At 39.8% G+C, this 19,057-nt stretch carries 19 protein-coding genes, 1 pseudogene and 2 other annotated features; all 20 genes and pseudogenes read right to left on the reverse strand.

The annotated features are described in order from the left end of the window. Nucleotides 1-279 precede the first annotated feature (279 nt). Nucleotides 280-570, reverse strand: coding sequence for a 50S ribosomal protein L27 (rpmA, locus tag CS921_RS01470; protein WP_099221261.1), 291 nt, complete (start codon nucleotides 568-570; stop codon nucleotides 280-282). 12 nt (nucleotides 571-582) lie between these two features. Then, nucleotides 583-906, reverse strand: a complete 324-nt coding sequence (locus CS921_RS01475; protein WP_099221262.1) for a ribosomal-processing cysteine protease Prp — start codon at nucleotides 904-906, stop codon at nucleotides 583-585. 17 nt (nucleotides 907-923) lie between these two features. Continuing rightward, on the reverse strand, nucleotides 924-1,232 hold the full coding sequence (rplU, locus tag CS921_RS01480; RefSeq protein WP_099221263.1) for a 50S ribosomal protein L21: 309 nt from the start codon (nucleotides 1,230-1,232) through the stop codon (nucleotides 924-926). Nucleotides 1,233-1,244: 12 nt separating this feature from the next. After that, nucleotides 1,245-1,326, reverse strand: a sequence feature (ribosomal protein L21 leader region). Nucleotides 1,327-1,383: 57 nt separating this feature from the next. Further along, nucleotides 1,384-2,721 (reverse strand): ribonuclease E/G, encoded by a 1,338-nt coding sequence (locus CS921_RS01485; protein WP_099221264.1) that lies wholly within the window; start codon nucleotides 2,719-2,721, stop codon nucleotides 1,384-1,386. A gap of 64 nt (nucleotides 2,722-2,785) precedes the next feature. Beyond that, nucleotides 2,786-3,586, reverse strand: coding sequence for a septum site-determining protein MinD (gene minD / locus CS921_RS01490; protein ID WP_099221265.1), 801 nt, complete (start codon nucleotides 3,584-3,586; stop codon nucleotides 2,786-2,788). Nucleotides 3,587-3,588: 2 nt separating this feature from the next. Next, nucleotides 3,589-4,266 carry a septum site-determining protein MinC gene (gene minC, locus CS921_RS01495; RefSeq protein ID WP_099221266.1) on the reverse strand — a complete coding sequence of 226 codons (678 nt, stop codon included), beginning with the start codon at nucleotides 4,264-4,266 and terminating at the stop codon, nucleotides 3,589-3,591. Nucleotides 4,267-4,435: 169 nt separating this feature from the next. Beyond that, nucleotides 4,436-4,960, reverse strand: coding sequence for a rod shape-determining protein MreD (gene mreD, locus CS921_RS01500; protein ID WP_099221267.1), 525 nt, complete (start codon nucleotides 4,958-4,960; stop codon nucleotides 4,436-4,438). Between the two features lie 2 nt (nucleotides 4,961-4,962). Next, on the reverse strand, nucleotides 4,963-5,868 hold the full coding sequence (mreC, locus tag CS921_RS01505; protein ID WP_099221268.1) for a rod shape-determining protein MreC: 906 nt from the start codon (nucleotides 5,866-5,868) through the stop codon (nucleotides 4,963-4,965). An 81-nt stretch (nucleotides 5,869-5,949) separates the two neighbouring features. Further along, a complete protein-coding gene (locus CS921_RS01510) occupies nucleotides 5,950-6,963 on the reverse strand; it encodes a rod shape-determining protein (RefSeq protein WP_099221269.1) in 1,014 nt (337 codons plus the stop codon). A 199-nt stretch (nucleotides 6,964-7,162) separates the two neighbouring features. Then, a complete protein-coding gene (radC, locus tag CS921_RS01515) occupies nucleotides 7,163-7,828 on the reverse strand; it encodes a RadC family protein (protein ID WP_099221270.1) in 666 nt (221 codons plus the stop codon). Nucleotides 7,829-7,844: 16 nt separating this feature from the next. Further along, entirely contained in the window at nucleotides 7,845-8,189 is a 345-nt protein-coding gene (locus CS921_RS15830; RefSeq protein WP_099221271.1) for a prepilin peptidase, read from the reverse strand. A 109-nt stretch (nucleotides 8,190-8,298) separates the two neighbouring features. Beyond that, nucleotides 8,299-8,550: pseudogene (locus tag CS921_RS15835) on the reverse strand (prepilin peptidase); the annotation flags it as partial. Nucleotides 8,551-8,729: 179 nt separating this feature from the next. Then, a complete protein-coding gene (locus CS921_RS01530; RefSeq protein ID WP_099221272.1) occupies nucleotides 8,730-10,022 on the reverse strand; it encodes a bifunctional folylpolyglutamate synthase/dihydrofolate synthase in 1,293 nt (430 codons plus the stop codon). A gap of 64 nt (nucleotides 10,023-10,086) precedes the next feature. Next, the gene (locus CS921_RS01535) at nucleotides 10,087-12,732 is read right to left on the reverse strand and encodes a valine--tRNA ligase (protein WP_099221273.1); all 2,646 of its coding nucleotides are present in this window, start codon (nucleotides 12,730-12,732) and stop codon (nucleotides 10,087-10,089) included. 40 nt (nucleotides 12,733-12,772) lie between these two features. Continuing rightward, nucleotides 12,773-12,992 (reverse strand) — a binding site (T-box leader). 41 nt (nucleotides 12,993-13,033) lie between these two features. Further along, entirely contained in the window at nucleotides 13,034-14,323 is a 1,290-nt protein-coding gene (gene hemL / locus CS921_RS01540; RefSeq protein WP_099221274.1) for a glutamate-1-semialdehyde 2,1-aminomutase, read from the reverse strand. Further along, entirely contained in the window at nucleotides 14,320-15,306 is a 987-nt protein-coding gene (gene hemB, locus CS921_RS01545) for a porphobilinogen synthase (RefSeq protein WP_099221275.1), read from the reverse strand. The genes hemL and hemB overlap by 4 nt, the downstream gene beginning before the upstream one ends. A gap of 1 nt (nucleotide 15,307) precedes the next feature. Further along, nucleotides 15,308-16,000, reverse strand: coding sequence for a uroporphyrinogen-III synthase (locus CS921_RS01550; RefSeq protein WP_162921661.1), 693 nt, complete (start codon nucleotides 15,998-16,000; stop codon nucleotides 15,308-15,310). A gap of 10 nt (nucleotides 16,001-16,010) precedes the next feature. Then, complete coding sequence (hemC, locus tag CS921_RS01555) at nucleotides 16,011-16,943, reverse strand: hydroxymethylbilane synthase (RefSeq protein ID WP_099221277.1); 933 nt, start codon at nucleotides 16,941-16,943, stop codon at nucleotides 16,011-16,013. Beyond that, nucleotides 16,906-18,237, reverse strand: a complete 1,332-nt coding sequence (gene hemA, locus CS921_RS01560; RefSeq protein ID WP_099221278.1) for a glutamyl-tRNA reductase — start codon at nucleotides 18,235-18,237, stop codon at nucleotides 16,906-16,908. The genes hemC and hemA overlap by 38 nt, the downstream gene beginning before the upstream one ends. Nucleotides 18,238-18,361: 124 nt before the next feature. After that, a complete protein-coding gene (gene yihA / locus CS921_RS01565; RefSeq protein ID WP_099221279.1) occupies nucleotides 18,362-18,949 on the reverse strand; it encodes a ribosome biogenesis GTP-binding protein YihA/YsxC in 588 nt (195 codons plus the stop codon). Nucleotides 18,950-19,057: the final 108 nt, after the last annotated feature.

Below are 19,057 nucleotides of genomic sequence, written 5' to 3' on the forward strand. Positions count from 1 at the left end.
ACAATCAAAACAAGGGTATTTTGTGATCCAATACCGTTTTGATTGTCATCTCTTCTCCTGACAAAATCATTAACTTGGTTTTATTTAACCATAGGAAGAAAGCGCTGTCAATCAAACGACTTGCGTGTGAATTCACAAGTGATCACGGCTACTACTTTACTCATTTACCCGCGTTCCAATGCACTCTAACCTAAAAGAATGAAAAATTTCTGTAAAATATTTATAGCACACAAAAAAAACACACGCTGCGCGAAGCAAACGTGTGCGAATCTTAAAATATTAAGCTTCTTGTGCTACTGGATAAACACTAACTTTTTTCTTGTCACGGCCCATACGTTCAAAACGAACGATGCCGTCAGTTTTAGCGAAAAGTGTATCATCGCCGCCACGACCTACGTTAGTTCCAGGATAGATTTTTGTACCACGTTGACGATAAAGAATTGAACCGCCAGTCACGAATTGACCGTCAGCACGTTTCGCGCCAAGACGTTTGGATTCTGAATCACGACCATTGGAAGTGGAACCACCGCCTTTTTTGTGGGCAAAATGTTGAATATCAAATTTTAACATACTAGACACCTCCTATTTGGAGTTTATTTTTATATGATCAGGATAGCTGTACGCTAGTGATCGTAATTGATTCACCATGCCCGTTAAAAGCGTTTGGATAACTTGATCATTTCTAAATGCAGCCGGAAGTTCATAATAGAGATAGCCTTCATCTTGTGCAAGCGTTGGATCAAAACCCTCTGGCATAACTTCTGCAATCGCATTAATCATCCCGAAAGCAATTGACGATGCACCAGCACATACGAGATCACTCCCGTGTTCAGCAAAATCTGCATGACCATCCATTGTAAAAGAAATAATTTGATTATTTTTCCGCTCTACTCGTACATGAATCATCAGGTTCGTCCTTTCAATTAAGCGTTAATCGCATCAATTGTCAGTTTTGTGTAAGGTTGACGATGACCTTGTTTTTTGTGGTAGTTCTTTTTAGGTTTATATTTATAAACCGTTAATTTCTTAGCACGACCTTGTTTTTCAATCTTCGCTGTAACAGTTGCGCCTTCCACGAATGGAACACCTACTTTTGCAGCATCGCCAGAAACGAAAAGAACTTTATCAAAAGTCACCACATCACCAATTTCACCTGTTAGTTTTTCAACATAGATTTCTTGGCCTGCTTCTACTTTGATTTGTTTCCCACCAGTTTCAATAATTGCGTACATACTTGCACCTCCTCATATACTAAGACTCGCCAGCAATGGAGGTTTCGAATAAATCGACACACTTAAATCCATTTTTGTGCGGTTGTAGCGTGGTGCGCTACAAACATAACATTAAAATCATAGCATAGCTGGCCCCTGGTGTCAACAGGCTTCATTCAACTTGCAGGATTTGATAAAATGGCACAGCTTCTTCTGCAATTTCCCATTCAATAGGTGCGTCAGAAAAACTTCCTAAATCCAGAAAAGCGGATAGAACATCTTCTGTCGCAACAACTAACACGATGTTTAGTTCCGGTCTATAAAGGCCGCTTAGCTCTCGTTCAAGCTGATAGGCAAAGGTTAGTGCACTTGCCACATGTCCTGTCCCCTTACATACAGGGCAAAGCTGATGCGTCTCTTCTAGCCAAGATTTTTTTCGTTTGCGACGAGTTAATTGCATAAGACCCGATTTTGAATAGTTGGCAATTTGTGTTGTAATCGTCTCTTTTGCAGCATAGGTTTCTACTTTTTCAGTCAATTCGAGGTCATCTGTAGGATCTAGATGATTGATAAAGTCAATGACAATCAGACCACTCATATTGCGAAGGCGAATTTGACGAAAAATTTCTGGTACAGCTTCTTGATTAATTCTTGCTACAGCTTCTTGTTTGGAGAAATTTCCTCTAAACTGAGCAGAATTAACATCAATTACCCACATTGCTTCAGTTTTTTCAATAAAAATAGTCGTTCCATTCGGCAAAAGGACTTCCTGCTGCGTTAGCTTATTAATTGCCGCTTCGATGGCAAAATCATCAAAAATATTTCTGCTTGATTGAAACTGGGCCTGCTTTAAAAAGTTCAGTTTCGTATCTGTGTAGATATGATCAGGCTGGTAGGTTTGCTGCATTCTTTGTACCGCATCCTCTAAACGCCCCGTGCCAGTCGATAAGGGCCCTGTTTTCTTAGAACGCGTGATTTGTGCCTGAAGCTGTTGAAATTGCATCTGCAGCATCTCCCACTCTGCTAGAAGCGCTTCTTTTGATGCAGATCCAGCTTTTGAACGAAATAGAATGCCATCCTCTTCCTGTAAAATATCCTCCAACCAGTCTGTTAATTGCTTTCTAGCCGCTTGGTCTAGCCGTTTTGAAAATGCTTGATATCCTTTATAAGGCATAAACACAAGCAACTCTCCACTAAATTCTAACCAGCCAGTTGCAAGCGGTAATTTATGCTGATTACCTTCTCGAACAATCATAACTGGGAAACGAGCGCCCTGCGTAACCGTTTTCCCATTTGGAATATCTTTCAGATGCAGAAAAGCCTTTTCCTTCCCTAAATTAAGAAAGCAAGCCGCTGTTTTTCGATCTATTTTTTCTACTTGCGCATAATAGAGATCTCCCGGAAGCGCTTGGTCTGTTGGACGAATTAATTCCAATGCTTGTAATTTTCCATCTTCTAAAAAAGCTATTCTTTTTTCGGATAAAGCTGCCTGAACGACTAGTTGACGCATAAAAAAGCTCCTTTCAAAAAAAACAGGTCAACCCCTAAGTGTTTAAAAGTTGACCTGCATTTCTTTATTTTCCTGAAAATAATTGTTTTAGACGGGCAAAAAATCCTGGTTTTTGTGTTTCAATTGACATTAAAGGAATGGACTCACCCAGAATGCGGCGTGCTATATTGCGGTACCCTTGGGAAGCACGATTATTCGGTAACATCGCTACCGGATCACCGCTATTAGAAGAACGAATAACTTCATCGTCATCTATGATAATGCCTAAAAGTTCAATTGACAAATGGGTGGTGATTTCATCAATATCCATCACATCTCCATTTTGCATCATTTGTGTTCGGATTCGATTAATAATCAGTTTTGGCGGTTCAATCTCTTCTTTTTCAAGCAAACCAATAATTCGATCCGCATCTCGAACGGCAGAAATCTCCGGTGTCGTAACGACAATTGCTTTATCAGCCCCTGCCACTGCATTTTTATATCCAGTCTCAATTCCTGCTGGACAATCTATTAGAATATAATCAAAATCTGGTTTTAATTCGCCAATAAGCGCAATCATCTGTTCAGCTGTAACTGCAGATTTATCCGTCGTTTGAGCTGCTGGAAGCAAAAATAGTAAATCATCAAAACGCTTATCTTTAATCATCGCTTGATGCATTTTACATCTGCCTTCAACAACATCTACCAAATCATAAATAATTCGATTTTCAAGGCCCAAAACAACATCGAGATTGCGGAGGCCGATATCCATGTCAATCAGACAAACTTTCTTGCCTTGAAGTGCAAGAGCTGTCCCGATATTAGCGGTAGAGGTCGTTTTTCCGACGCCGCCTTTCCCAGAAGTAATAACAATCGCTTCACCCATGTTTAATAACCTCCCTCAAAATTAGAAATTTCAGGTCTAACTTTTCTGATTTTATGTATTTCATCAATGACAACCTCTTCTTTTTCGTTCACATAAGCTGAAGATAATGTGGTATCTTCTACTTCTTTGTAAGCTTCATCATCAAAACGATAATACTTTTCTGCAATTCTTACTTGTGACGGATAAAGGAATTTACCAGCGACGACCGTTTGCTGATCCCCAGAAAACCCTGCATGTACAATACCTTTAATCTTACCAAGTATGTAGATACTACCATCTGCTCGAATCTGTCCACCTGGATTAATATCTCCAATTAAAAGGAAATCTCCAGGAACATGAATAATTTGTCCTGAACGAATGATTGTTGCCATGCGATAAACTTGATCTTCTTCTTTCCATCTTTTGGCAGCTTCTTTCGTCATAACATTACTATAAAAAGATTTAATATCCATTTGACTGTTTTCTTTGATAATCTTAGCAATACGTTGCTCCTCTTCTTCTGAAAAAAGCCGATTTCCAATGCTCACTTGAACAGGCAATTTTTCACCGCCATAGGGTGCTTGCTTTTGCTCACGCAATAAAACGAGCAATTCTTCTTCCAGCTCAGATACGCCGGCTTGGTCATTCAAAAAGATTTGAATGCCATCTTTTGTCCCTTTGATTTGCACATTTTTTTTCATTTGGTTGTTCACCCCACAACTAAGATTTTCCTTCTATTAAAAGTCTGTCAAAATCCATTATACAAAAAAATCAGGAAGAAAGATAGATATAGTGTCAAAAAGCAGCTTGAATGTTGCAGACGACAATACCCATAAAGGGAAAAGGTGTCAGCGCTTCAAGCTGCTTCTTTCATTTTTGTTCAAATTTCTTCATTTTTTGAAGAAAGTGTCGAAACGGAAAATAGACAATTAAGAAAAACGCCAAATTGAACAAAATAGTTGTCCAAAGCCTAACATCTACAAAAGTAGCAATATCCATTGTTGTCGAGCCAATTAAATAATAAAACGCATAAACGAGACTTTCACATAAAATCACGTTAAAAACTGTTACAAGCCCCACCAATACAATATTATCCTGCAACACTTTCATAAATTTATCCGTTAGATATACAGTAAAAGGGAAAATGGCAAAATAGATACCCATGATACTCGTATAATAAATATCAAAGACAATTCCCAATATAAATGCATAAATAAGCGTTGTATTCCGATTATAATAAACGGTCATCAAAATCAGCATGATCAAGATGAAATGCGGGATAAAAAGATGACTTTCACCAAACAATTGTTTAGCGAAAAGAAGGCTGATAATCCCTTCAAGGATGAATGTGCCAATCATAATGGCTGGTAACCAAATGTTTTTTCTCACATTCATCGTTAATTTCCTCCAGACGTTTGCGTACTACTATCTGTTGTTGAGGAAGTTTCATCATCTCCGCTGTCAGTAGTTTCTGCTGTTCGCTTCAAAACAATGACTTGATCAAGATGGTAAAGATCCGCACCTGGTTTGACATAGGCTGTTTGTGAAAGCCCCATCTTATCTGTCTCGGCCTTTTCAATCGTTCCGATATAAATACCTGCTGGGAATTTACCGCCCATTCCGGACGTCACAACTTTTTGTCCTTTTTCAAATTTCATATCATACGGGAGCTGCTTGAGCTCTAGTAATTGAGAATCTGAATCATAACCATTGATAATCCCGAATGCATCACTGTCTCCCTGCACTTTAGCAGATACCCTGTTTCTTGTATCTGAAGAAGAAATTAGTTCCACAGTAGAAGATTTTGCACCGGTTGATGTTACTTTACCAATGAGACCACCTGGCGTCATTACAGCCATATCTGGTTTGATACCATCTTTTGATCCTTTGTCAATCTCAACTTGTTCATTCCAATTGGTTGGATTTCGAGAGATAACAGTCGCATTGATTGGATCATAATCACGAATACTGTCTTGGATACCCAAAGACTCTTTAAGTTCTGCATTTTCTTTTTCTAAATCCGCTACTTCACTTTCAAGTTGCGCCACTTCTTCTAAACGTTTTTTTAAGCGTTTGTTTTCTTCGTAAGTATTTTTAAGATCAGATGCATCATCGATCACACCTGAAACAAATGAAGCTGGTTTGGAAATAATATTCTCACCGAATCCGGCTACATCTTTAACAAATTGTTCTGGCCAAGATGCATTTTCGCGGTCACGCAGCGAAAACCCAACTAGTGCTACTAAAACAATAATTGAGACTAAGAGAACAATCAAACGTTTATTGAGAAAAAATTGCGGCATCACGAACACCTCATTTCGCTAATCCTCTTTTTTCATTTGCAGTCAACAAGCTTGTCAGTCAAAATAAATGAGCATGTTCTCTTAATTCATTTTTTTCTTTTTATATAGATCCATGTTTTCAAGAGACTTCCCTGTACCAATTGCCACACAATCAAGCGGCTCATCCGCAATAATCACCGGCATTTTAGTTTCTTCAGAGATAACCGAATCTAAGTTGCGAAGTAATGCTCCACCACCTGTAAGAACAATTCCTTTGTCCATAATATCAGCAGAAAGCTCAGGTGGAGTGTTTTCTAGCGTGCTCTTCACTGCATCAATAATAGCAGCCACTGTATCCGCCAGTGCTTCACTTACCTCTTCTTTTGTCACTTCAATAGTTTTAGGTAGACCTGTTACAAGATCACGACCGCGAATACTAAACGGTGCTAATTCTAAATTAGCAGCATCAGCAGAGCCAATTTCCATTTTAATTGTTTCAGCTGTACGATCTCCAATTAATAAGTTATATTTTTTGCGAATATAATTAATAATAGCGTCATCCATATCATCACCAGCTGTGCGAACTGAACGACTTGTTACAATTCCTCCAAGAGAAATAACCGCCACTTCAGTTGTACCGCCGCCAATATCAACGACCATACTTCCTGTTGGATCCCATACTGGAAGTCCAGCTCCAATTGCTGCTGCAAAAGGTTCTTCGATTGTGTAAGCTTCTTTTGCACCCGCTTGACGAGTTGCGTCAGTGACAGCACGTTTTTCAACACCTGTAATACCAGAAGGAACACAGATCATAACACGTGGTTTGCTCGTACTAACGCCTTTTCCTGCTTTTTGGATATAATATTTCATCATTGCAGCTGTTGTATCATAATCCGCAATTACGCCGTCTTTCATTGGACGAATAGCTACAATATTACCTGGTGTACGACCAATCATATTCTTAGCCTCGCTACCAACTGCAACGATCTCCTGTGTATCTTTTTTCATTGCAACAACGGATGGTTCTCTTAAGACGATATCCTTCCCTTTCATATAGACAAGTGTATTTGCCGTTCCGAGGTCAATACCAATATCTTTGTTTCCAAATCCAAACATCTGTATTCTCCTTTTCTTTCAAAATAATCTTTTTATGTTTTACAGGGGATCTTTTACAGTGTAAAGGTTAGGTTTACCCTAATATCCCTTTGTGTTATGTTTCTATATACTCCAACACATAAACAACCACTATATTATAACATAAGAAGAGAAATCAGACATTAATTTTTCATGAGAAGGATGAAATTTTAATTTTTCTTTAAATGAAACCCTTTTCTTTTAAACTCAAGTATTGGTTTTTTCCAATAATGATATGATCAAGGAGTGGAATTCCTACCACATTACCTGCTTCAATCAAGCGTTCAGTAACCTGAATATCCTCATTTGATGGTGTGGGATCTCCAGAAGGATGGTTATGAAAGCATAAAATGGATGCGGCCGAATGGCGTAATGCAAGGCGGAATACCTCTCGTGGATGAACAATGCTGACATTTAAGCCCCCTACAAAAACAGTCTCTCTATGGATAACCTGATTTTTACTATTGAGAAAAAGACAATGAAAATGTTCCTGATAAAGAAATTTTAGTTCAGGCATCACAATTTTCACTGCATCTTCAGGGTGTACAATACGAAGATTCGAGAGTTCTGAAACAAAATGAATTCTTTTTCCAAGTTCAATAGCAGCAATAATCTTGGCAGCTTTTGCTACACCAATGCCATTAATTTCCTTTAACTCTTCTAATGTGGCAAATTGCATTTCTGTAAGTTGTCGAAACTTCATTACTAACCGCTCTGCTACTTCTCTTACACTCTCATTTCGCGTGCCAGTTTCCAGTAGTAATGCAATTAACTCTGAATCTTGTAATGCTTCTGGGCCAAGATATTGAAGTTTTTCTCGTGGTTGTTTGGGAATGGGGTAGACCATTTTTTAAAGGCCTCCTTTATTGAAAAGTCATGTAGCAAATAAAGCTAAAATAGATGAACGGAACAAATGGAAAATACGTTGTGTGGTTTACTTTTTTTACTAGAAACAATATACCGATGACAAGGGCTGCTGTCATTGTGGCTAGACAAAAAATATAGTAACTTCCTAAAAAACCCACAGCAGTACCTAAAATAATCAATAATTTGATGTCTCCTAAGCCGATCCCCCGCTTGAAAAAGAAATATAAGATTCCAAAAAAAAAGACCGCTCCCGATAAAATCTTGTAGTATAGGGAAAAATTCAAACTCTGTAAAGTATCTGAAAAGACAAACTGAGAGAAGAAAAAAATAAACGGCGACATTTGGAATATGCAAATAGTAACAATCAGTTAAAGTAAAAAAGGTCAACCACATAAAAAGCATGGAAGCCAAAAGAAACTGTGTTCCTTCCAGCTCTGAAAAAAAGCAGCAAATTGTAATAGGACAAAGTAATTCAAAAACCAAGTAACTTATTTGTATACGAGAGCCACAGCATTTTGCACGCCCTTTATTCCAGCAATAGGAAACAATTGGGATGATTTCTGTCATTCCTAGCGGCTGATGACAGACATCGCATTCTGAAAAACGAAACAAAAAAGATTGCTTTTGGGGAATCGCTTTTGCCGCCACGTGGATAAAAGAAAAGATAATGGATGAATAGACAAACAAATAAATATAAATCATGATGATCACCTCGAAGATTTACTTGCAGTCTAGCATGAATTAATAAATACTGCATCTTGGTAATTTTGAATTTTGCTTAGGTTCCGCTACGCAAAAAAAGCATTTTCTCTTTAGGACGAAAATGCTTTTTACACCTTAAAAAATTAATTTTTACTATTTGATTATTTAAAACAAGTTTTTTATACTAAGTCTACTTTAACGCAACTTTTTAAATAGCTTCGGACCTCTGAAATAAAATAAAGCGACCCTGTAATTATTAGCAACTCTTGCGAATGCGGTTCTGTCAAATACTTTTCTAACCATAACTGCCAATCAGGCGCAGCAGTAACCTTTAATTGCTGAGACGCTATTTGGAGCATACTTTCAGTCATAGCTCTCGGGTAGTTGAATGTAGTAAGTGTGACGGATGATTCTGGAACAGCTTGCAATTGCTTGATCATAGCCGAATAGTCCTTGTCACTCAAAATACTTGTAAGAAAATAGATGGTTTGATGTTTTTGCTTGGCTGTGTGAACTAATGTTTCTATACCTTCTGGATTGTGCGCACCGTCTAAAATAATCGCTGGTTGTTGACTAAGCTTCTCGAATCTTCCTGGCCAGACAGCTTTGGCTAATCCTGAGCGAATGGCGGTTTCGGATATGTTTTCATCTAGCATTAGCACAGTTTGAATGGCGAGAGATGCATTTCTTAACTGGTGATCGCCTTCAAGCCCAATTGTAAGATTAGAAATTCTTTCAGTTGTCCTGTTAAACAGCATCTTACTTGGGGCAATTTTTTCAATAAAAAAATCTTGGCCCAGCTGATAAATTTTAGTCTGCTTCCCTTCAGCAATATTTTGAAGTACTTTTTTTGCACCAGACTGCTCGACACCAGACACAACAGGCACGCCCATTTTTATAATTCCACCCTTTTCTCCTGCAATAGCCTCAATCGTTTCACCTAAAAATTCAGTGTGATCTAGGCCGATTGTTGTAATAACGCAGATTAAAGGGATTAAAACGTTGGTAGAATCCAATCTTCCACCAAGTCCAACTTCAATGATCCCATAATCAATCGTATCAAAATCAGCAAAATATACGAACATCATTGCCGTGATAATTTCAAATTCAGATGGAGCTCCATATTCAGTTTTAGCTACTTCGCTTGCCACTGGGCGGATACGTTCAGTCAAAGCAACAATTGCTTCGTCACTAATAGGTTGCCCGTTTACACTGATACGCTCATTGAATGTTTCGATATAAGGGGAGGTAAAGGTGCCTACTTTGAATCCGCTATTTTCAAGAATCTTTCGAATAAAGGTCACTGTTGATCCTTTACCATTTGTGCCTGCAACATGAATCCACTTATTTTTTTGTTCAGGATGCCCTAACTTTTCAAGCATAAGCTCCATTCTTTTTAATCCCGGCTTGATACCTAATCGAAGCGTTCCGTGAATCCAAGCAAGTGCTTCCTCATATTTGGCGTTGTCCATCTTCTTGACTCCTTTTGGAAAACAGACCTCAAGAAATTGTTTCACTCGAGGTCTGCCATTTATATTATAGATTTTTCAAATTTGCTATCCGTTCTGTCACGGATGCTTGTTTTGAAAGATAGTCTTTCTCTTTTGCGCGCTCTTCTGCTACTACTTGTTCAGGTGCTTTTGAAATAAAGCGCTCATTAGCTAGTTTTCCCTGGACACGTGAAACCTCTTTTTGCCATTTCTCTAATTCTTTTTCTAAACGTTTGATCTCTTCTTCGATATTGATCAACCCTTTTAGTGGCAAATAAATTTCCACACCCGATACTACTGCTGTCATAGCGGTGCTTGAAGGCTGAATATCCTGGGAAATTGTCAATTTATCAGGATTACAGAAACGCTCAATATAAGAGATGTTCGCTTCGATAATTTCTTGATAGGCTGGATTAGCGGGTTTTAATTCTAAATCAATTTTCTTGCTAAGTGGGGTTTGTACTTCTGCTCGAATGTTTCTAACGGCACGAATAATCTCCACTAATACTTTCATTGCCTCGCTAGCCTTGTGATCCATTTGTTCTTTTTTCACTTCCGGCCATGGAGCAACTGTAATCGAGTTGCCTTGGTGAGGTAGGTTTTGCCAAATTTCTTCTGTCACAAATGGCATAAACGGATGAAGAAGTTTCATCGTATTCTCAAGTACGTAGGCTAGTACAGAACGAGTAGTTTGCTTGACCTCTTCATCGTCACCATACAGTGATATTTTAGCAATTTCAATGTACCAATCACAAAAGTCGTCCCAAATAAAGTTGTAAAGTGTCCGACCTACTTCACCAAACTCATATTTTTCGACTAGAGATGTAACATTTTCGATTGTTTCATTTAAGCGAGTCAATATCCACTTGTCGCTCACTTCTTTGACATTGGTCAGATTGATTTCATCATAACTTAATCCATTCATGTTCATCAAAGCAAAACGTGAAGCGTTCCAAATTTTGTTAATAAAATTCCAAGTAGCTTCCACTTTTTCGAAGCTGAATTTCAAATCTTGGCCTGGAGCGGTTCCTGTAGACAGTGTATAGCGAAGAGAATCCGCACCATAACGGTCAATCACATCAATTGGATCAACACCATTACCAAGCGATTTAGACATCTTGCGTCCCTCAGCATCACGAACGAGCCCATGAATAAGTGTATCTTTAAATGGTCTTTCTCCAGTAAATTCGATTGATTGGAAAATCATTCTTGATACCCAAAAATAAATAATGTCATAACCGGTTACTAGTGTATTAGTTGGGAAGAAATGCTGAAAATCTTCATTAGCAGTATCCGGCCAACCCATTGTTGAAAACGGCCAAAGAGCTGAACTAAACCAAGTATCAAGCACATCTTCATCCTGTTCCCAGTTTTCAATATCCGCTGGAGGTTGTTCGCCAACGTAGATTTCACCTGTTTCCTTATGATACCAGGCAGGAATGCGATGCCCCCACCATAGCTGCCTAGAAATACACCAATCATGAATGTTTTCCATCCAGGTCGTATAAGTTTTTTCAAAACGATTAGGTACAAAATGCACTTTGTTTTCAGTGCTTTGGAGATCGATTGCCTCTTTTGCTAGTGGCTTCATCTTAACGAACCATTGTAACGATAAATAAGGCTCGACAACTGCTCCAGTTCTTTCTGAATGTCCAACAGCATGCAGATGAGGCTCCTGCTTAATAAATAGACCGAGCTCTTTAAAATCTTCTATGATTGCTTTTCGAGCTTCAAAGCGGTCTAGTCCAACATATTTACCTGCCGCTTCATTCATTGAACCATCTTCATTCATCACGATAAGGCGTGGAAGATCATGGCGATTACCAACCTCAAAGTCGTTTGGATCATGTGCAGGAGTGATTTTTACAGCACCAGACCCAAACTCACGATCCACATACTCATCTGCTACGATAGGAATTTCGCGATTCATCACAGGGAGCATAATTGTCTTCCCAATCAGATGTTGATAGCGTTCGTCTTTTGGATGGACAGCAACTGCCGTATCACCAGGGATGGTTTCTGGACGTGTTGTAGCCACTTCTAAATATCCTGAGCCATCTGTAAGTGGGTATTTCAGATGATAAAAACTACCTTCAATATCTTTATGAATGACTTCAATATCTGAGAGGGCTGTCCGAGCTACTGGATCCCAGTTAATAATATATTGACCACGATAGATTAGCCCTTTTTCATAAAGTGTAACGAAAACTTTTTTTACCGCATCTGACAAACCATCATCTAGTGTAAAGCGTTCACGAGAATAATCTAATCCTAATCCAAGTTTTTCCCATTGCTCGCGAATGAAGCCAGCATACTCTTCTTTCCAATCCCAAACTTGTTGAACAAATTTTTCGCGACCTAAATCATGGCGAGAAATAGACGATGCTCGGAGCTTTTCTTCCACTTTTGCTTGTGTGGCAATGCCGGCGTGATCCATTCCTGGTAAATAAAGCGTATCAAACCCTTGCATTCTTTTGATACGTGTAATGATATCTTGTAAAGTGGTATCCCAAGCATGGCCTAGATGCAGCTTTCCAGTTACATTTGGTGGCGGAATTACCACACTGAAGGGTTGTTTTTCCTGATTTCCTTCTGCTTTAAAAAATTCATTTTCAATCCACCATTTATAGCGGCCTTCTTCTACTTTCTGAGGCTCGTATTTGGTAGGCATTTTCAATTCTTGATCGCTCATTCTGCATCCTCCTTTTAAAATAAAAAAACTCCTTCCATCCGAAAAGGACGAAAAGAGTTTAGCTTCCGCGGTACCACCTTTATACTCAAAAATTGAGCACTTGAATTGTTAACGGTGTTTAATCCACCGGTTTTTCCTACTTTTAGTTCAGAAAAACAGCTCCCAGGCTACCTTCAATTAGTTCATTCTGAAAGTTCACACCAACCACTTTCTCTCTTGGAAAATGAAACTAATTTACTCTTCCTGTTCTTTGCTATTCATTATAAGAATGATTTCAGTTTAACAAAAGTTTGTGAAATCGTCAATCTTTCAAAACTTTAAAGGTATACTCGATAGCTTCCAAAGTTCGGTCAATTTCTTTTTCTGTATGAGCAGTAGACAAAAAGACGCCTTCAAATTGGGAGGGTGGCAAGAAGATACCTTGATTTAACATTTCCCGATAATAATGACTGAAAAAGGTCAGATCGCTCGATTTTGCTGTTTCAAAATTGATGACCTTCTGTTCGGTGAAAAAGAAGCCGAACATGGAACCTGCCTGATTGACTGCAACTGGAACTTGATATTTTTCACTTAATTGTGTGAGTCCCTCTTCCAATCGTTTGATCAAATCGCGGAACCGGTCATAATGATGCGGTGTCAGCTGTTTTAATGTCTCATAGCCAGCAGTCATGGCAATGGGATTTCCAGAAAGTGTGCCCGCTTGATAAATCGGTCCTGCTGGTGCAATCTGTTCCATAATTTCACGTTTTCCACCGTACGCACCTACAGGCAGTCCACCGCCAATTACTTTTCCTAGGCATGTTAGGTCTGGCGTTACAACAAAATAACCTTGCGCAGAATAGTAATCTACACGGAAGCCGCTCATTACTTCATCGAAAATTAGCAAGCTGCCATACTCAGTGGTTAAATCGCGGAGTCCTTCCAGAAAACCTTCAATTGGTGGGACGACACCCATATTCCCTGCTACAGGTTCGACAATCACACAGGCAATTTCTTCGCCAAAATGTTCAAACGCCGCTTGTGCTCCTTCCAGATCATTATAAGGGACCGTAATGGTGTCTTTCGCGAGGTCTTTTGTAACACCCGGTGAGTCTGGAAGACCGAGTGTAGCAAGGCCCGATCCGGCTTTTATAAGAAGGGAATCGCCGTGTCCGTGATAACTGCCTTCAAATTTTAAAATCTTGTCGCGTTTTGTATAACCACGTGCTAAACGAATCGCACTCATTGTGGCTTCTGTTCCGGATGAGACCATGCGAACAACTTCGATAGATGGGACACGTTCAATAACCAGTTTGGCTAGTTCTGTTTCAATTTCTGTTGGTGTGCCAAAGCTGGTTCCTTTTTGAGCGGCTGCTGTAATGGCACTCGTTACATGGGGATCGGCATGACCTAAAATCAGCGGCCCCCAAGATAAAACATAGTCGATATATTCATTTCCATCAATATCAGTTATGTAAGCTCCTTTTCCATGATCCATAAAAACAGGCGCCGCATCCACCGACTTAAACGCACGTACCGGACTATTTACACCGCCGGGCATAAGTTTTTGTGCTGTATCAAAAGCTTTCTTGGAGTTTGTATAGTTATTCATTCTCCGTGACCTCCTTTTTTAAGATAATTCGCAACATCTTTGGCAAAATAAGAAATAATCAAATCAGCACCTGCACGTTTCATACTGAGGAGCATTTCTAAAACAATTTTCTCTTCATCGATCCAGCCGTTTTGTCCAGCTGCTTTTACCATTGCATACTCACCACTCACGTTATAAGCAACTAGTGGTAAATGGGATGTGTTTTTTATATCACGCAAAATATCCAAATAGGATAGCGCTGGTTTAATTATAAGAAAGTCTGCCCCCTCAGTTTCATCACTAGCTGCTTCACGAAAAGCCTCCATTCGATTTGCAGGATCCATTTGATACGTTTTTCGGTCACCAAATTGTGGAGCGCCGTTTGCTGCATCTCGGAATGGTCCATAAAAAGAGGAAGCATATTTCACTGCATAGGACATAATCGGAATGTCTTGGAAACCAGCTTCATCAAGGCCAACTCGAATTGCCGAGACAAAGCCATCCATCATATTAGAAGGGGCAATAATATCTGCACCGGCTTCCGCTTGGCTAACGGCCGTTTGCACCAAAATCTCCAAAGAAGCATCGTTCAATATTTGGCCGTTTTCTACTAGTCCGCAATGTCCATGATCTGTAAACTCGCATAAACAGGTATCCGCTACGACGAGAAGCTCTGGATAAGCCTCCTTGATTAGACGCGTTGCTTCCTGAATAATCCCGTGCTCATGAAAAGCACCTGTTCCAACTGCATCTTTATGCGCGGGAATGCCAAACAAAATGACTGCCTGAATCCCGCACGCCACAATCTGCTCCAACTCCTCTTTGAGCTCATGCAAAGAAAATTGGAAAATACCTGGCATAGACGGAACCTCTGTTTTAGGCTCTTCGCCTTCTTTAATGAAAAGCGGATAAATAAAGTCATCCATTGTAAGTCTTGTTTCACGCACGAGTTCTCGCATTGCACGAGAAGATCTGAGTCTGCGGTGTCTATCAAATTGGTTCATATTAATTCGTCTCCTCTATAATCTTTCTAAGTAAATCCGTCATCGTATATCGGTCTGGTTCAAAATGAACAGAATAACCGCTTTTTTCAATAGCTTTGGTTGTAACTGGACCAATGGAGCCTATTTGAAAATGAGTCATTTCCGATTGGAATAATGACAAAAAATGTGCCCAAGCAGACGGGCTTGCAAAAGTAATAATGGGATTCTGTTCAACTAGAAGTTTTGCTTTATTTTGTTTTGCATCGTTAGGTGTGATTGTTGTATAGATGGGTTGAACGTCGATTTGATAACCTAAAGCCGTCAGCTGATTTTTTATTTCATCTTTTCCAAGGGCGCTTTGTGGGAAATATATTTTTGAAGGCGCAGGGAAAGCGTTCAACCATTCTTCTAAAAAAATAGATGTTTCAAATTTACTAGGCTGAAAGTGGACAGTCAAACCATTTTTCCTTAGTTCTGCACAAGTTTTTTCACCGATGGCTGCAATTCTCGCGTTAATCCGTCTTGGGGAAATCTTTTCGAAAAAAAAGCGCACAGTTGTGACACTTGTAAAAAAGAACCAATCAGCTTTGAGATTTTCCTCAGTGAAATCGAAATCAAGTGGGATAGTTTGGATGAGCGGAAAATTGATAAATCGAAAGCCACTTTCTTCAATGAGAGACTGATATTGCCGATTTTCTGCCTTTGCACGCGTCAAAACAATCGCTCTAGTCATTTTGTTTCAACTCGCGAATGACTTTTTCAGCACCGGAAGCCAGTAACTCCTCCGCAGCCAAAACGCCAACTTGTTCTGGATCACTGCCAATCTTGATTGTTCGATAAAACGTGCCACTTTCTGGTTCTGCTACCATTCCGCGAAGTCGCACCTGAGTATCATGTTTTTCAGCAAACCCCGCTAATGGTATTTCGCATCCACCGTCAAGTCGCTTCAAGAATGCCCGCTCGGCTCGAACGGTAAATGCGGTTTCTACGTCATGAATGGAGGCTAAAAGTTGACGAATCTCTAAATCAGTTTCTCGGCATTCTACCGCCAAAGCCCCTTGTCCTACTGCTGGCAGACAAATCTCAGCTGGTAAGGAAGCCCATTTTAGCTTGGCGTGATTGAGCCAGCCCATTCGTGCCAAGCCGGCCTCGGCTAACACAATTGCATCAAACGCTTCCTCATGGAGTTTTTTTAAACGCGTATCAATATTCCCTCGAATGGAGCGGATTTGAAAATCTGGTCGAAGCCTCTGAAGCTGGGCGGCTCGTCTTAAACTGCTAGTACCTATAATTGCTCCAGATGGTAGCTGATCCCAATGGTCAACTTGATCAAATACAAGGCAGTCAAACGGTGATTCACGCTTGGGAATGGCGCCAATTGTAAGTTCCGCAGCTAACTGAGCTGGAACATCTTTCATGCTATGTACAGCAAAATCAATTTCACCTGTTTGGAGAGCCGTTTCGACTTCGCTAACAAACAGACCTTTCCCTCCTACTTTGTTCAGTGTGACATCAAGGATTTTATCGCCTTTTGTGATGATTTCATAAATTTGAAATTCTAGTTCCGGCCGCTTCTTTTTAAGCTCTTGAATGACCCAATTTGTCTGTGTAAGTGCGAGCTTACTTTTTCGCGATCCAACGATTATCTTGCGAGACATCGGTTTCCCTCATTTCGATTGACGTTGTGGTTTCATCTGTCAAATTAAAAATTCGTTGAAAAATTTCGATTTCATGGGCTGCATCTTCGCGCGCCGCCATTTCTTTCACTTCTAAGATGGGCTGTTTCAAAAGCTGGTTGACAATACTTTTCATGTGTTTCCTGATGATCACATATTCATGCTCGGTTAAACTAGGCAATTTATGAGTTAAGCTCTCCATGACTTCTTGTTGTACGGTTAAGGCGTTTGTTCTTAGCGAGTGAATCAGCGGAACAACACCCAATTGTTTTTCCCACTCAAAAAACGCCGTTGTGGCTATTTCAATTTTTTGTTCAAGCGCTTCAGTAATCCGTCTTCGTTCGGCTGTATTCGCGGATACGATACCATCTAAATCATCGAGATCATATAAAAAGACATTGGGAATTCGTGCACAAAGCGGGTCAACATTACGTGGTAAAGCAATATCAATGACGAGTAAAGGGGCTGTTCGTTTTTGAATAACCGCTTCTACCATACCCTGCGTCAATAAATAGGAATCAGCGCCACTCGAAACTAACACGATATCCGCTTCTTCTAGCTGATCTTCAAGGGCTGACAGCGGGGCAGCAACCGCTTGAAATTGACTAGCTAACTCTTCTGCTTTTTGGAAAGTTCGATTAATAATCGTTATTTTTTCAGCTGATAGCGGCGCCAAGTTTTTCAGCGCGAGCTCACTCATTTGACCAGCTCCGATCAGTAAAATAGAACGCGAGGTAATATCAGTATACAGTTTTTTAGCTATTTCAACTGCTGCATAGCTGACTGAAGCGGCATGATCATTAATTTTCGTATCATGATGAGCATTTTTGGCAAAGCGAATCGCTTCTTGAAACAATTGATTGAGTAAAGTTCCTGTTGAACCGGCTTCTTGCGCCGTTTTATATGCCTGCTTTACTTGACCTAGAATTTGCGTTTCACCTAATACCAGTGAATCGAGTCCCGTCGTTACTTTGAATAGGTGTCTGACTGCTTCTTCTTCCTCAAAAAAGTAGAGGTAAGGTTCGATTGCCTGCATGTCTTCTTGAAACCATGTGGCTAAAAAACGCTTTAAATAATAACGACCTGTATGAAGCTGATCCACTACAGCAATGATTTCTGTCCGATTGCACGTTGATAAAATGACATTTTCAAGTATGCTTTTTTCCTGTTGCAAGGTTGTTAAGGCTAGCAACTCTTCGGTTTCTTTAAATGCGAATTTTTCGCGGATTTTAATGGGCGCAGTTTTGTGATTGAGCCCAATGGAGAGAATATACATCTCTAATCCCCCTTATATCAATTAGCTTTATTCTATCATTTTCAAATCTGACTTCCAAATAAGCCGTTTGTGAAAATAAAAAAGCGCTTCTCAGGAAATGATTACCTAAAAAACACTTTTTTTATTATTGATCCATTTTAGCGCTGATCGCGTGCCAAGCTTCGTCTCTACCCATTCCTGTCTCAGAGGAGAACATGACAAAATCGTCGGTTGGATCAAAATCTAATGTTTCCCGCACTACCTTCGCATTTTTTTGCCATTTACTTCGTGGAATTTTGTCAGCCTTTGTGGCTACTAAAATAACCGGAATCTGGTAGTATTTCAAAAATTCGTACATCATTACATCATCATTTGTTGGTTTGTGCCGTAAATCGACAATTTGGACCACTGCCCGCAGCTGTTCGCGTGACGTAATGTAGGTTTCAATCATTTCTCCCCATTTTTCGCGTTCTTTTTTGGAGACTTTGGCAAAACCATATCCTGGAACATCGACAAAGAACAACTGATTTTCAATTCGATAAAAATTGAGTGTCTGGGTCTTACCAGGCTTTTGTGAAATTCGTGCTAAGCTTTTTCGCTGGATCATCTTATTAATGAACGATGATTTTCCAACATTCGAGCGGCCGGCCAGTGCAAATTCCGGCAGTTGTTCATCTGGGTATTGTTCTACCCATACGGCACTGATAACTAGTTCAACTTGATTTACTTTCATCCGTTTTGTCCATCCTTCATTTCAAATTCTCTTTTCAGTATAACGGAAGAACTGTGAAAAAGCACGAAGAAAAAGCCGCTTTGACCAAAAATAGTGGCCGAGGCGGCT

It is taken from the genome of Listeria costaricensis (assembly GCF_900183385.1).
Classification (GTDB): domain Bacteria; phylum Bacillota; class Bacilli; order Lactobacillales; family Listeriaceae; genus Listeria; species Listeria costaricensis.